14 protein-coding genes are annotated in these 13427 nt (G+C 66.8%); 9 read left to right on the top strand and 5 right to left on the bottom strand.

The annotated features are described in order from the left end of the window. Positions 1 to 116: 116 nt before the first annotated feature. On the bottom strand, positions 117 to 1316 hold the full coding sequence (gene hemW, locus ACZYZ7_RS23170) for a radical SAM family heme chaperone HemW (protein ID WP_450072154.1): 1200 nt from the start codon (positions 1314 to 1316) through the stop codon (positions 117 to 119). A gap of 68 nt (positions 1317 to 1384) precedes the next feature. Here hemW and ACZYZ7_RS23165 point away from each other — a divergent pair, with 68 nt between their 5' ends. The 9 genes from ACZYZ7_RS23165 to ACZYZ7_RS23125 all read left to right on the top strand — a co-directional run bounded on the left by ACZYZ7_RS23165 (position 1385) and on the right by ACZYZ7_RS23125 (position 9480). Then, positions 1385 to 1669 (top strand): Ms4527A family Cys-rich leader peptide, encoded by a 285-nt coding sequence (locus ACZYZ7_RS23165; RefSeq protein WP_450072153.1) that lies wholly within the window; start codon positions 1385 to 1387, stop codon positions 1667 to 1669. Between the two features lie 125 nt (positions 1670 to 1794). Then, positions 1795 to 3471: a nitrite/sulfite reductase gene (locus ACZYZ7_RS23160; protein ID WP_135456204.1), complete on the top strand. Its 1677-nt coding sequence runs from the start codon at positions 1795 to 1797 to the stop codon at positions 3469 to 3471. Continuing rightward, positions 3468 to 4181: a phosphoadenylyl-sulfate reductase gene (locus tag ACZYZ7_RS23155; RefSeq protein ID WP_135456206.1), complete on the top strand. Its 714-nt coding sequence runs from the start codon at positions 3468 to 3470 to the stop codon at positions 4179 to 4181. Before ACZYZ7_RS23160 ends, ACZYZ7_RS23155 begins: the two co-directional genes overlap by 4 nt. A 7-nt stretch (positions 4182 to 4188) precedes the next feature. Next, a complete protein-coding gene (locus ACZYZ7_RS23150; RefSeq protein WP_450072151.1) occupies positions 4189 to 4902 on the top strand; it encodes a sirohydrochlorin chelatase in 714 nt (237 codons plus the stop codon). A 144-nt stretch (positions 4903 to 5046) separates the two neighbouring features. Continuing rightward, on the top strand, positions 5047 to 6426 hold the full coding sequence (locus tag ACZYZ7_RS23145) for an MBL fold metallo-hydrolase (RefSeq protein WP_450072150.1): 1380 nt from the start codon (positions 5047 to 5049) through the stop codon (positions 6424 to 6426). Between the two features lie 64 nt (positions 6427 to 6490). Then, positions 6491 to 7702 (top strand): NAD(P)/FAD-dependent oxidoreductase, encoded by a 1212-nt coding sequence (locus ACZYZ7_RS23140; RefSeq protein ID WP_450072149.1) that lies wholly within the window; start codon positions 6491 to 6493, stop codon positions 7700 to 7702. Beyond that, the gene (locus ACZYZ7_RS23135) at positions 7702 to 8298 is read left to right on the top strand and encodes a rhodanese-like domain-containing protein (RefSeq protein WP_450072148.1); all 597 of its coding nucleotides are present in this window, start codon (positions 7702 to 7704) and stop codon (positions 8296 to 8298) included. The genes ACZYZ7_RS23140 and ACZYZ7_RS23135 overlap by 1 nt, the downstream gene beginning before the upstream one ends. Next, positions 8295 to 9155, top strand: coding sequence for a sulfite exporter TauE/SafE family protein (locus ACZYZ7_RS23130; protein ID WP_450072147.1), 861 nt, complete (start codon positions 8295 to 8297; stop codon positions 9153 to 9155). Before ACZYZ7_RS23135 ends, ACZYZ7_RS23130 begins: the two co-directional genes overlap by 4 nt. Positions 9156 to 9219: 64 nt before the next feature. Beyond that, complete coding sequence (locus ACZYZ7_RS23125; protein WP_135456218.1) at positions 9220 to 9480, top strand: metal-sensitive transcriptional regulator; 261 nt, start codon at positions 9220 to 9222, stop codon at positions 9478 to 9480. Positions 9481 to 9499: 19 nt separating this feature from the next. Here ACZYZ7_RS23125 and ACZYZ7_RS23120 read toward each other — a convergent pair whose 3' ends face one another. Genes ACZYZ7_RS23120 through ACZYZ7_RS23105 form a run of 4 tightly spaced genes read right to left on the bottom strand, consistent with a single transcriptional unit; the run spans position 9500 to position 13356 of the window. Next, positions 9500 to 10585, bottom strand: a complete 1086-nt coding sequence (locus tag ACZYZ7_RS23120; protein ID WP_463741903.1) for a sulfate/molybdate ABC transporter ATP-binding protein — start codon at positions 10583 to 10585, stop codon at positions 9500 to 9502. A gap of 22 nt (positions 10586 to 10607) precedes the next feature. Continuing rightward, complete coding sequence (gene cysW, locus ACZYZ7_RS23115) at positions 10608 to 11429, bottom strand: sulfate ABC transporter permease subunit CysW (protein ID WP_135456219.1); 822 nt, start codon at positions 11427 to 11429, stop codon at positions 10608 to 10610. Beyond that, positions 11426 to 12289 (bottom strand): sulfate ABC transporter permease subunit CysT, encoded by an 864-nt coding sequence (cysT, locus tag ACZYZ7_RS23110; RefSeq protein ID WP_135456221.1) that lies wholly within the window; start codon positions 12287 to 12289, stop codon positions 11426 to 11428. Before cysT ends, cysW begins: the two co-directional genes overlap by 4 nt. Further along, a complete protein-coding gene (locus ACZYZ7_RS23105; RefSeq protein ID WP_463741902.1) occupies positions 12286 to 13356 on the bottom strand; it encodes a sulfate ABC transporter substrate-binding protein in 1071 nt (356 codons plus the stop codon). Before ACZYZ7_RS23105 ends, cysT begins: the two co-directional genes overlap by 4 nt. Between the last annotated feature and the right edge of the window lie 71 nt (positions 13357 to 13427).

Below are 13427 nucleotides of genomic sequence, written 5' to 3'. Positions count from 1 at the left end.
TTGGAGCGACATGCGCACCATGCTCGCATAACGATGCAAGGCATTGGGACGTCCGCGCGCCTCGCCGGTCCCGGGTGAGCAAGGTCACCCACGGTGCCGCCACACCCGCCCGATGGCTATCCGAGCAGAGTGCGCACCACTCCATCGGCGAGCAGCCTCCCGCGATCGGTGAGAATCAGCCGATCGCCGTGAACTGCCACCAACTCACCGGCGAGCACCTCGGGAACCCGGGAACGCTCATCCTCGGTGAGGTCGGCCAGTGCCAGGCCATGCCGCAACCTCAGCCGCAGCATCACGTCCTCCAGATGCCGGTCGGTCTCGTCGAGCTCCTCAGAATCGGCGATGGGCAATCGCTCATCGGTCAACGCTTGCGCATAAGCATTGGGATGCTTGACATTCCACCACCGGGTGGCACCCAGGAAGCCGTGCGCCCCCGGTCCGGCGCCCCACCACTCGCCACCGTCCCAATAGCCGAGGTTGTGCCGGCACTCCCCACCCTCGCGGCTCCAGTTGGACACCTCGTACCAGTGCAGACCGGCCGCCGCCAGCCGTGCGTCGAGCAGTTCATAGCGCTGCGCGAGCACGTCGTCGTCGGGGCGGGCGATCTCGCCCCGGCGCACCCGGCGGGCCAGCGCAGTGCCGTCCTCGACGATCAACGAGTACGCGGACACGTGGTCCACACCGGCACCCACCGCGACGTCGATCGACCGTCGCAGATCGTCGTCGGTCTCCCCCGGCGTGCCGTAGATCAGGTCGATGTTGACGTGCTCGAATCCCGCGGTCCTGGCCTCCAGCGCCGCCGCAGGCGCCCGGCCCGCGGAGTGCTTGCGGTCCAGCACCGCCAGTACTTGCGGCGCGGCCGACTGCATGCCCAGAGACACCCGGGTGAAGCCGGCCTCACGCAGCGTCGCGAACATTTCCGGGGATGTGGACTCCGGGTTGGCCTCGGTGGTCACCTCGGCGTCGACGGCCAGTTCGAAGTTGTCGCGGACCGCGCCCAGCACCGCGGCGAGGCCGGCACCACCGAGCAACGAGGGGGTGCCACCGCCCACGAACACCGTCTGCACCGGCACGGAACCGACCGTTGCTGCGGCCAACCGAAGCTCGACGCGCAACGCAGCCAGCCAGCCGGCCGGGGTTGCACCCCCGGGCGGGCCGGGCACGTCGGCAGAATCCAATTCGGCCGGCGTATAGGTGTTGAAGTCGCAGTATCCGCACCGAGTCGCGCAAAACGGCACGTGAATGTAGATGCCGAACGGCCGCTCCCGGTCCGACGAAGCCGGCGGTAGGTGGGCCGACTCGGCATGAACCGTCATCCCCCCAGTGTGACTCGGCGGCGGCGGACAGGACCACCCGGATTCCAGCTGGCGGGGTCGAGAAATGGATGACAGCACCAACGACACCGCCGGCGATCCGGGCCACCGTGGGTACCACGAAGTTCCATCGCCCACCCGAGGAGAGCCATGCACACCGGACAACGCCTGTGCCAGGAGCAGCGACGACTTTTGCTCACCCTGAGCGCAAATATGGCCCGGTTAGGGCAGGTGGCGACAATCGTGGCAGAATGTCGGGCGTGACTGCCGCCCACAACAGCTCCACCCGCATTGCGCTGGTGGCTCGTCGGCATGTCGATTTCAAGCGCGTATGTAGCTGTTGCTGTCTGCCTTGATCCCGCGTTGATTTCGGAACCCGCCCGCCCAAAACATTCAGCTGGCCGCCGGATCTGCGCCGCCGGACAGCCCACCCGGTGATCAGCGCATTCCAGCGGCCGGTTCCATAAGAGGAGCCAAAGCCATGACCGAGGTTCAAGCCACACCGCGCCCAGCGAAGACTCGTGATGAGGGCCAGTGGGCGCTGGGTAGCCGCGACCCACTGAACCCCAACGAGGTGTTCAAACAAGAGGACGACGCCCTCAACGTGCGGGCCCGCATCCTCGACGTCTACTCGAAGCAGGGCTTCGACAGCATCGACAAGACCGACCTGCGCGGCCGGATGCGCTGGATGGGCCTGTACACCCAGCGTGAGCAGGGCTACGACGGCACCTTCACCGGTGACGACAATGCCGACCTGCTGGAGGCTCCGTATTTCATGATGCGGGTGCGCTCCGACGGCGGCGCGCTGACAGCGAAATCGCTGCGCACCCTGGGCGAGATCTCGATCGAGTTCGCCCGCGACACCGCCGATATCACCGATCGGGAGAACATCCAGTACCACTGGATCCGCATCGAGGACGTTCCGGAGATCTGGCGCCGGCTGGAAGAGGTCGGACTGCAGACCACCGAGGCGTGCGGCGACTGCCCCCGCGTTGTCCTGGGTTCACCGCTGGCCGGTGAGTCCCTCGACGAGGTGCTCGACCCGTCTCCCGCGCTCGAGGAGATCGTCCGCCGCTACATCGGCAACCCGCTGCTGTCGAACCTGCCGCGCAAGTTCAAAACCGCGATCTCCGGCCTGCAGGATGTTGCGCACGAGATCAACGATGTGGCGTTCATCGGCGTCAACCACCCCGAGCACGGCCCCGGCCTGGATGTCTGGGTCGGCGGTGGCCTGTCGACCAACCCGATGCTGGCCCAGCGACTGGGCGTCTGGGTGCCGCTGGACGAGGTGCCCGACGTCTGGGAGGGCGTCACCTCGATCTTCCGTGACTACGGCTACCGCCGGCTGCGCAGCAAGGCCCGGCTGAAGTTCCTGGTCAAGGACTGGGGCGTAGAGAAGTTCAGGGAGGTTCTCGAGACCGAGTACCTCAAGCGCAAGCTGATCGATGGCCCTGCGCCCGAGCAGGTGCCCCACAACATCGACCACGTCGGCGTGCAGAAGCTCAAGAACGGCCTCAACGCCGTAGGTGTCGCACCGATCGCGGGCCGGGTGTCCGGCACCATCCTGACCAAGGTCGCCGATCTGGCCGAGGCCGCCGGCTCCGATCGGATCCGGTTGACCCCCTACCAGAAGCTGATCGTGCTCGACGTCCCCGACGACAAACTGGCCGAACTGCGCGCCGGCCTGGATGAGCTGGGGCTGTCCTCGACCCCGTCGCGCTGGCGGCAGAACGTGATGGCCTGCACCGGTATCGAGTACTGCAAGCTGTCCTTCGCCGAGACCCGGGTCCGGGCGCAGAGCCTGGTGCCCGATCTGGAGGAGCGCCTCGCCGACCTGAACTCGACGCTGGACGTGCCGGTGACCGTCAACCTCAACGGCTGCCCGAACTCGTGCGCCCGCATCCAGATCGCCGACATCGGCTTCAAGGGGCAGATGATCGACGACGGCAACGGACCCGAGGAAGGTTTCCAGGTGCATCTGGGCGGCAGCCTCGGCCTGGACAGCGGCTTCGGACGCAAGCTGCGCCAGCACAAGGTGTCGTCCAGCGAACTCGGCGACTACGTCGAGCGGCTCGTTCGCAACTTCGTGAAACAACGCGAGGACGGCGAGCGTTTCGCCCAGTGGGCCGTTCGTGCCGACGAGGCTGATTTGCGATGAGTGCAGAGGTGAGTGGGTTGACTGAGACCGAGCTGAAGGAACTGGCCGAGCAGGGCGCGGCCGAGCTGGCCGACGCCGGCGCCGAGGAGCTGTTGCGCTGGACCGACCAGCACTTCGGTGGCAACTACGTGGTGGCCTCGAACATGCAGGATGCGGTGCTGGTCGAGATGGCGGCCAAGGTGCGCCCGGGCGTCGACGTGCTGTTCCTGGACACCGGATACCACTTCGCCGAGACCATCGGCACGCGTGACGCCGTGGAGCAGGTGTACGGCGTGAACGTGGTCAACGTCCGCCCGGAGAACACGGTTGCCCAGCAGGATGACCTGCATGGCAAGGATCTGTTCGCCCGCGACGCCGCCTCGTGCTGCCGGATGCGCAAGGTCGAGCCGCTGGGCAAGGCACTGGCGGGCTACACCGCCTGGGTCACCGGTATCCGCCGCGTGGAGGCGCCGACCCGCGCCAACGCCCCGCTGATCAGCTGGGACAGTGCTTTCGGCCTGGTGAAGATCAACCCGATCGCGGCCTGGTCCGACGACGAGATGCAGGCCTACATCGAGGCCAACGACATCCTGGTCAATCCTCTGGTCCACGAGGGCTATCCGTCGATCGGATGCGCACCGTGCACGAGCAAGCCGGCGGAGGGCGCCGATCCGCGCAGCGGCCGGTGGGCCGGTCAGACCAAGACGGAGTGCGGGCTGCACGCCTCGTGAGGAAGCCGTGACACTCGTTCTCACCGCACACGGCAGCGCGGACCCGCGTTCGTCGGCGAACGCGCACGCCATCGGCGGACATCTGCGCCGCCTACTGCCGGACACCGAGGTACGGGTCGCGTTCTGCGAACAGAACGCGCCCAACCTCACCGAGGTGCTGCCCGATGTCGAACCGGGCGCCGTGGTGGTGCCACTGCTGCTGGGCAGCGCCTATCACGCCCGGGTCGACATTCCCGAGCTGATCGCCAACTCCGGCGCCGAGGTGACGCAGGCCGATGTGCTCGGCGACGACCCCCGGCTGCTGCAGGTGGTGCGGGAGCGGCTGACGTCGGTGGGTGTGTCCCGGTTCGACGCCGACCTCGGCGTGATCCTGGTCGGGGTGGGCTCGTCCCACCCGGCCGCCAATGCGCGTACCGCCGCCCTGGCCGGTGCGTTGGCCGAGGGCACCCGCTGGGCCGGTACCCAGGTGGCGTTCGCCACAGGGCAGACGCCGGCCCTGCCCGAGGCCGCCGATAGCTTGCGCCGACGCGGCGCCCGCCGCCTGGTGATCGCCCCCTGGTTCCTGGCGCACGGTCGCATCACGGACCGGGTTGCCGAATTCGCCTGCGCCGCAGGCATTCCGATGGCCGAACCACTCGGGCCGCACCGCTTGGTGGCGGCCACGGTGCTGGACCGTTACGAAGAGGCGCTGGCCGCACGCAGCACCGGCTTCGCCGCCTGACCCCGCCATTCTCAGCGCAGTCACGCCCCCGGACACCACCCCGGGGGCGTCTTTGTCGGCTTGACTCCTATACCCCAAGGGGTATATTCGAACTTGTTGGTATACCCCCCTAGGTATGCAGACCGCTCACCGAGGAGTCGAACAATGAAGTTCATCCAGTACTACCTGGACTGCCTGTCGCACGCGTCGTACCTGATCGGCGATGAGTCATCCGGGCGCGCCGTGGTCGTCGACCCGCAGCGCGACGTCTCTGAGTATGTCGCCGATGCCGAGAAGCTCGGCATGCAGATCACCCTCGTGATCGAGACCCACTTCCACGCCGACTTCCTGTCCGGCCACCTCGAGCTGGCCGAAGCCACCGGCGCCAAGATCGTGTACTCGTCAGTCGCCAAGCCGGAGTTCGATCACATGGGGGTCGAAGACGGCCAACGCATTTCACTGGGCGAGGTGGTCCTGGAATTCCGCCACACCCCGGGCCACACCCCCGAGTCGATGAGCATCGTGGTCTACGAGCACGCCGACGACGCAGTGCCCTACGGTGTCCTGACCGGCGACACCCTGTTCATCGGCGATGTCGGCCGGCCCGACCTGCTGGCCTCGATCGGATTCACCCGAGACGAGCTGGCAGACAAGCTCTACCACTCGTTGCACGAGAAGCTGTTGCCGCTGCCCGATGCCACCCGGGTCTTCCCGGCACACGGAGCGGGTTCGGCCTGTGGCAAGAACCTGTCCACCGAGCTGTCGTCCACCATGGGTGAGCAGAAGCAGACCAACTACGCGCTGCGCGCACCCGACAAGGAGTCCTTCGTCGAGTTGGTCACCGCCGGCCAGCCGCCCGCCCCGGGCTACTTCGTGTACGACGCGATCCTCAACCGCAAGGACCGCGCGCTGCTGGACGAGGAGGCCACGCCAGAGGCACTGGACTACGACCGGGCCACCGACGCCGTCGCAAACGGAGCCATGTTGATCGACGGCCGCAGCCCCGAGGACTTCGCGCTGGGCCATTTGCGCAACGCAATCAACATCGGACTCGCCGGGCGCTACGCCGAATTCGCCGGCTCGGTGGTCAAACCCGACGCCGACATCGTGCTGGTCACCGACCCGGGCGAAGAACGTGAAGGCAAAAACCGGCTGGCCCGCATCGGATTCGACCGTGTGCTGGGTTACATCGACAACCCGGAGCGGACGATGTTCGAGCACCAGGACGATGTGACGGTCGCCTCACGGTTGACCGCCACCGCCTTCGGCGAGCGCGCTGCCACGGTCGCGGATCTGCAGATCGTCGACGTGCGCAATCCCGGCGAGACCGAGGCGGGCATGATCCCGGGCGCGGTCAACATTCCGGTGGGCCAGCTGCCGGACCGGACCGGCGAATTGGATCCCGCCCGCCCGACCGTGGTCTACTGCGCCGGCGGCTACCGCTCATCGGTGGCGGCCAGCCTGCTGCGCCGGCGCGGTTTCGCCGATGTCAGCGACATCCTCGGTGGCTACGGCGCCTGGGCGGAAAGCACCCAAACCGCCTGAGCCAACATCCCGCCCAATCTGGATGCAGTACAACCCGTTTGAGAGATAGGAAGACAGAACAGGTATGTCCACCTCACGCAGGCATGAGGTCCTGATCGTCGGCGGCGGCACGGCCGGAATCACCGTGGCGGCCCGGTTGCTGCGCAAGCACTACACCGACGTGGCGATCATCGAGCCGTCCGACAAGCACTACTACCAGCCGTTGTGGACGCTGGTCGGCGGCGGCCAGGCCACGGCCGCCGAAACCGAGCGTGCCGAAGCCTCGGTCATGCCGCGGGGCGCCACCTGGATCAAGAGCGCGGTGACAGCCGTCGATCCGGACGCCAACACGGTCACGTGTACCGATGGTGCGACCTACTCCTACGACGTGCTGGTCGTATGCCCGGGCATCCAGCTCGACTGGGAGCGCACCGAGGGTCTGACCGACACGCTGGGCAAGGACGGTGTGTCGTCCAACTACCGCTTCGATCTCGCCCCGCGCACATGGGAATTCATCCGCAACACCCGGTCCGGCACCGCGGTGTTCACCATGCCGTCCGGGCCGATCAAGTGCGCCGGCGCACCTCAGAAGATCGCTTACCTGGCCTGCGACCACTGGCAGCGGCAGGGTGTGCTCGACAAGATCGACGTGCACCTGGTGGTCCCGACCCCGCGGATCTTCGGCATCCCCGCGATCGCCGACAACCTGGACAAGGTCATCGCCGACTACGGCATCACCCTGCACACCGGAAGCGAAGTGCGGTCCATCGATTCGGCGTCCCGCAAGGTCACGATGACCAGCGTGGCGGATGGCACGGACGCCGTCCTCCCCTACGACGTACTCCACGCGGTCCCGCATCAGTCGGCACCGGACTGGATCAAGACCAGCCCGCTGTCCACGAGCCATGTCGGCGGGGACGCCAACGGGTATGTCGACATCGACAAGCACACGATGCAGCACGTCCGCTACCCGAACGTGTTCGCACTCGGTGATGCGGGATCGTCGCCGAACTCGAAAACCGGTGCGGCCATTCGTAAGCAGGCGCCCGCTGTCGTGGAGAACATCGATGCGGTACTGCGCGGACGCCCGCTCACCGGGTCGTACGACGGCTACGCGTCCTGCCCGATCGTCACGTCCTCACGCGAGATGCTGCTCGCAGAGTTCGACTACGACTTCGCACTCAAACCCTCCTTCCCCCTACTCGATCCGGTCAAACCGCACCGGCCGTACTGGTTGCTGAAGAAGTACGGGCTGCCCGCCATGTACTGGAACCTGATGCTGAAAGGTCTTGCCTGATGTCCGCCTCGTCAATCCTCGATGCCGCCGAACTGAATGAACTCAGGCAGGCCGGTGCCGGCCCGCGGCTGATCGATGTCCGCACCCCCGGTGAGTTCGAAACCGCCCATATCCCGGGCGCCTACAACGTGCCGCTGGATCTGCTGCAGGAACACCGCGACGAGATCGCTCAGCATCTGGACGAGGACGTCGTGCTGATCTGTCGCTCGGGGCAGCGCGCGAGCACCGCCGGGCAGACCCTGCGGGACGCCGGCCTGCCGAATGTCTCGATCCTCGAGGGCGGCATGACCGCCTGGCAGGACAAGGGATTCGGGGTTCGCCGCGGCGCGCAGCGGTGGGATCTGGAACGTCAGGTCCGCCTGGTTGCGGGGTCGATCGTGCTCAGCAGCGTCCTGGGCAGCATTGCGGCACCCAAGCTGAAATGGGTCGCCGCTGCCATCGGGACCGGATTGACGACCGCGGCGCTGACGAACACCTGCGCGATGGGCATGATGCTGGCGAAGCTGCCGTACAACCGGGGTGTTTCCTGTGATGCCCAGAGCGTCGTGGAGCAGCTGATCGGTTCCAAACAAACACCTTCCGGCGCGTTGGCATGATCGCCGTCGCTGTCGCGCTGGCCGTCCTGGTCGGGGTGTCCCTCGGGCTCCTCGGCGGGGGCGGCTCGATCCTGACCGTTCCGCTGTTGGCATATGTGGCCGGCATGGAGGCCAAGCAGGCGATCGCCACCTCGCTGCTGGTCGTCGGGGTCACCAGCGCGGTCAGCACCCTGTCGCATGCGCGCGCCGGCCGCGTGCAGTGGCGTAGTGGCCTGATGTTCGGGGCGGCCGGCATGGTCGGCGCGTACCTGGGCGGGCTGCTGAGTTATGTCGTCGCCGGTTCGGTATTGCTGATCGCCTTCACGGTGGTCATGGCCGCCACCGGGATCGCAATGATCAAGGGCCGCAAGGCGTGCGCACCGACGACGCAGACGATGCCGGTCGCCAAGGTTCTGCTGATGGGGCTCGGGGTCGGGGTGGTGACCGGCGCCGTCGGGGCAGGCGGCGGATTCCTCGTGGTGCCCGCCCTTGCCCTGCTGGGCGGCCTGCCCATGCCCGTCGCGGTCGGAACCTCATTGCTGGTGATCACGATGAACTCGGCCGCAGGTCTGGCCGGACATCTGAGCACCGTGCCGATCGACTGGACGATCGCCGGCGCAATCACCGCCGCGGCGGTGCTGGGCAGCCTGCTGGGCACCCGCCTGACCACGCGCGTCGACCCCGACGCGGTACGCCGGGCCTTCGGCTGGTTCGTGTTGTTGATGGCGTCGCTGATCCTCGGCCAGGAAGTCCACCCCGTCGTCGGGCTCACCGCGGCCGGTCTGACCGTACTGGCCGGCCTCGGCAACCTGACCTGCGCCCGCCTCGGGTGGTGTCCGCTGCGATGGCTTTTCGGTCCACCCGCTACGACAACATGACCATACACACATACCCCCGTGGGTATGATGGTAGTCAACAAGCCCAACTTTGAAGGGGTACAACATGATCTGCGACGAGGAATCGATCTCCGCCATCCTCAACCGGCTGCGCCGTGCCCAGGGACAGCTCTCGGGCGTTATCGCGATGATCGAGCAGGGCCGCGACTGCAAGGACGTCGTCACCCAGCTCGCCGCGGTGTCCCGCGCATTGGACCGTGCCGGATTCAAGATCGTCGCAACCAGTCTGCGCGAATGCATCAACGGCAACAGCGACGAGACCATGGACGTCGCCGAGCTGGAGAAGTTGTTCCTGACCCTGGCCTGACCGGGTGGGCCTGACCGTCTCAGCTGACGGTCAGCGCCTCATCCTCGTCGTTGGCCTTCTCGGAGTCCGTCGATGGCTCTTCGCCACGCGCCGGAATCTGCACGCCCCCGGCGATCTGAGGAACGCGCGTCGCGCGCACATAGACCGTGTCGCCCTCCCGCAGCCCCAGCGCCTCGGCGTCACCGCGGGTGATCTGCGCGGTGAACGGGACATGGGTTGCGGCGCCGGTCAATTCGACCCGCACCTCGAATCCGAGCATCACGATCCGGTCGATGGTGGCCCGCAGCACCCCGGTGGCCTCGGCGGTGCCATCGCCTGCCGCGACGGCCAACTCCGGGTTACGGCCGACACGAATGTCGTGCGGACGCACCAGGATTCCGTTCAGCTCCGACACCGCACCCAGAAACGACATCACGAACGCGTTCGCGGGCTCGTCGTAGACCTCGGTCGGTGAGCCGACCTGCTCGATACGCCCTTTGTTGAGTACCGCGATCCGGTCCGCCACATCGAGCGCCTCGGCCTGGTCGTGGGTCACCAGCACCGTGGTGACGTGCACCTCGTCGTGCAGACGGCGCAGCCAGGTGCGCAGATCGTCACGAACCTTGGCGTCCAACGCCCCGAACGGCTCGTCGAGCAACAGCACCTGCGGATCCACTGCCAACGCCCGCGCGAGCGCCATGCGCTGACGCTGACCACCGGAGAGCTGGTTGGGGTAGCGGGTCTGGAAACCGGCCAGCCCCACCACTTCCAGGAGATTGTCGACCTTCTCCTTGACCTCAGCCTTGGGACGCTTCCGGATCTTGAGGCCGAATGCCACGTTGTCGCGGACGGTCAGATGTTTGAACGCCGCATAGTGCTGGAACACGAACCCGATCCCGCGGCGCTGCGGCGGCACCCCGGTGACGTCGTGCCCGTTGATGGTGATGGTGCCGCTGTCAGGCTGATCCAGGCCCGCGATGGCGCGCAGCAGCGTGGACTTGCCCGAACCACTCGGGCCCAGCAGCGCGGTCAACGAACCTGACGGCACTTCGAAGTCGATGTTGTCGAGCGCCGCAAATTCGCCGTAATGCTTGTTGGCGCCCCGAACCACGATCGCGTCGGTCATAGCTCTTGTCTCCTTCTCGGGCCTACTGCGCGGCCTTGGTTCGGCGTCGGTCGAGGATCACCTGGACAACCAGGACCACCACGGCAACCGCCATGAGCAAAGTCGAGATGGCGTACGCCCCGTACACCGATTCGGCGGTGCCGCGGTTGTAGCGGTCGGCCACCAGCAGGGTCAGCGTCTGGGAGGTGCCCGGCAAGTTCGAGGACACCATGATCACCGCACCGAACTCCCCCAGCGTGCGGGCGATGGTCAGCACGATCCCGTATGTCAGGCCCCACCGGATCGACGGCAGCGTGATCCGCCAGAACGTCTGCCACCAGGTCGACCCCAGCGTCGCGGCGGCTTCCTCCTGATCGGTGCCGATCTCGTGCAACACCGGTTCGACCTCACGGATCACGAACGGGACCGTGACGAAGATGCTGGCCAGCACGATGCCGGGGAAACCGAAGATGATCTTGAGCCCGAGGTTGTTCTCGACGAAGCCGAGCAGTCCCGCTGAACCCCACAGCAGGATCAGCGCGACACCCACGACCACCGGTGACACCGCGAACGGCAGGTCGATGACGGCCTGCAGGGCACTCTTGCCGCGAAACCGGTTGCGCGCCAACACCAGGGCCGTAGGAACGCCGAACAACACGTTCAGCGGCACCACGATTGCCACCACCAGTAGCGACAGTTGCAGCGCCGAGATGGCCGCGGGTGTGCCCACCGATGCGAAGAACGCTCCGACACCAGGGCTGAAGGTCCGCCACAGGATCAGCCCGACCGGGACCACCACCAGCACCGCCACATAAGCCAGGGCCAGAAAGCGCAGCAGGTAACGCACCGACGGTGAGAGCGTCATGCCGAAAGCTCCTGACGTTTGGCCGCACGCGAACCCACCGCGCGCAGCACGAACAGCACCACGAACGAGATCAGCAGCAGCACAATGGAGATCGCCGCGGCACCGGTGCGGTCGTCGTTTTCGATCAGGGTCCGGATCCACTGTGAGGACACCTCGGTCTCGCCCGGTACCGCACCACCGATCAGCACCACCGAGCCGAACTCGCCGATGGCCCGGGAGAACGCCAGGCCCGCACCCGACAGCAGAGACGGCAGCAATGCCGGCAGGATCACCTTCACGAAGATCACCCGGTTATTGGCGCCCAGCGAGGCGGCCGCCTCTTCGGTCTCCTGGTCGAGCTCGATCAGCACCGGCTGCACCGAGCGCACCACGAACGGCAACGTGACGAACAGCAACGCGACGCCCACACCCCATTTGGTGTGCTGCAGGTGCAGCCCGACCGGGCTGGCCGGGCCGTACAGCGCCAGCATCACCAGGCTCGCCACGATCGTCGGCAGGGCGAACGGCAGGTCGATCACCGAGTCGACCAACCGCTTACCGGGGAAGTCATCGCGAGTCAGCACCCAGGCCACCACCAGCCCGAAGAACAGGTTCACCACGGTGACGCCGGCCGAGATGGTCAGCGTCACCCGGAAAGATTCCATCGCCGCGTTGGACGTGACGGCCAGCCAGAAGGCGTTCCACCCGCCACCGGCCGCCTGCCACAGGATGGCCGCCAACGGCAGCAGCACGATGACGCTCAACCAGATCGAAGCTGCACCCACGCGCAGTGAGGTGCTGCCGTAGCGGCCGGGCCGCGCGCCGGGGGTGGAATCCCCCGGCGCGGGCACAGCCGAATCGGGCTGGGCTACAGAAGTCATCCAGTCGCCTGCTTGTAGATCTTGGTGATCGAGCCGTTTTCCTTGTCGAACAACGCCGGGTCGACCTCTTTCCATCCGCCGAGATCAGCGATGGTCCACAGCTTCTCCGGCGTCGGGAAGTCCTTGGCGAAGTCCGCCGCCACCGCGGGGTCGATCGGACGGAATCCGGCCTCGGCCCACAGCTTCTGCCCCTCGGGGGTGAGCAGGAAGTTCGCCAGCGCCTTGGCCTTGTCGGCGTGAGGACTGGTCTTGACGACGGCCACCGGGTTTTCGATCTTGAAGGTCTGAGGCGGATTGATGTGCTCCACATCCTTGCCCTGCCGCTCGACGTTGATCGCCTCGTTCTCGTAGCTGATCAGCACGTCGCCGGTGCCCTGCAGAAACACGTCGGTGGCCTCTCGGCCCGAACCCGGACGGGTCTTGACGTGCTCGGTCACCAGCTTGTTGACGAAGTCGAGACCGGCCGCGGAGTCCTTGCCTCCGTTGCTCTTTGCCGCGTACGGCGCCAGCAGGTTCCACTTGGCCGAACCCGAACTCAGCGGGCTCGGGGTGACCACCTCGAGCCCGGGCTGCAGCAGGTCATCCCAGTCCTTGATGCCCTTGGGGTTACCCTTGCGCACCACTAATGACACCACAGAACCGAACGGGACGCCCTTGGTGTTGCCTGCGCTCCAGTCGTCGGCCACCTTGTCGGCCTTGACCAACCGGGTGACGTCGGGCTCCACGGAGAAGTTGACGATGTCGGCCGGCTTGCCGTCGGCCACGGCCCGGGACTGGTCGCCCGAGGCGCCGTACGACGTCCGCACCGCGACGCCCTTGCCTTCTTCGGTGGCGGCGAATGCCGGGATGATCTTGCTCCAGCCCGGTTCGGGCACTGCGTAGGCGACGAGCGTCAGCGTGGTGTCGGCACCTGCGGCGCCCTGGTCACCGCCGGCGACATCGCTGGCACCGCCGCCGCAGCCGACGGCGAGCACGCCGGTGGTGGCGAGGACGGTGGCAGTTCGCCAGAGCCCCGCATGCGAGGAGGACCGTAGGAACCGGCTGAGGTTGGATCTGTAAACGGGCACTGATGACCTTTCTTGCGGACAGCGGACATTGCGAGGTCCGTCAGGCGGAAAGGCAATGGAGGCGAGGGAGG

The organism is Mycobacterium sp. IDUB_17, from assembly GCF_055419465.1.
Note: the sequence above shows the minus strand (reverse complement) of the source record. Positions and strands in the feature narration are given on the sequence as shown.

What these genes read in the sequence shown, in the direction of transcription:
- ACZYZ7_RS23135 (WP_450072148.1), top strand. Translation starts at nt 7,702, where the DNA reads ATGTCCGCCTCGTCAATCCTCGATGCCGCCGAACTGAATGAACTCAGG.
- hemW (WP_450072154.1), bottom strand. Translation starts at nt 1,316, where the DNA reads ATGACGGTTCATGCCGAGTCGGCCCACCTACCGCCGGCTTCGTCGGAC.
- cysW (WP_135456219.1), bottom strand. Translation starts at nt 11,429, where the DNA reads ATGACGCTCTCACCGTCGGTGCGTTACCTGCTGCGCTTTCTGGCCCTG.
- ACZYZ7_RS23130 (WP_450072147.1), top strand. Translation starts at nt 8,295, where the DNA reads ATGATCGCCGTCGCTGTCGCGCTGGCCGTCCTGGTCGGGGTGTCCCTC.
- ACZYZ7_RS23125 (WP_135456218.1), top strand. Translation starts at nt 9,220, where the DNA reads ATGATCTGCGACGAGGAATCGATCTCCGCCATCCTCAACCGGCTGCGC.
- ACZYZ7_RS23165 (WP_450072153.1), top strand. Translation starts at nt 1,385, where the DNA reads ATGACAGCACCAACGACACCGCCGGCGATCCGGGCCACCGTGGGTACC.
- cysT (WP_135456221.1), bottom strand. Translation starts at nt 12,289, where the DNA reads ATGACTTCTGTAGCCCAGCCCGATTCGGCTGTGCCCGCGCCGGGGGAT.
- ACZYZ7_RS23120 (WP_463741903.1), bottom strand. Translation starts at nt 10,585, where the DNA reads ATGACCGACGCGATCGTGGTTCGGGGCGCCAACAAGCATTACGGCGAA.
- ACZYZ7_RS23160 (WP_135456204.1), top strand. Translation starts at nt 1,795, where the DNA reads ATGACCGAGGTTCAAGCCACACCGCGCCCAGCGAAGACTCGTGATGAG.
- ACZYZ7_RS23140 (WP_450072149.1), top strand. Translation starts at nt 6,491, where the DNA reads ATGTCCACCTCACGCAGGCATGAGGTCCTGATCGTCGGCGGCGGCACG.
- ACZYZ7_RS23155 (WP_135456206.1), top strand. Translation starts at nt 3,468, where the DNA reads ATGAGTGCAGAGGTGAGTGGGTTGACTGAGACCGAGCTGAAGGAACTG.
- ACZYZ7_RS23145 (WP_450072150.1), top strand. Translation starts at nt 5,047, where the DNA reads ATGAAGTTCATCCAGTACTACCTGGACTGCCTGTCGCACGCGTCGTAC.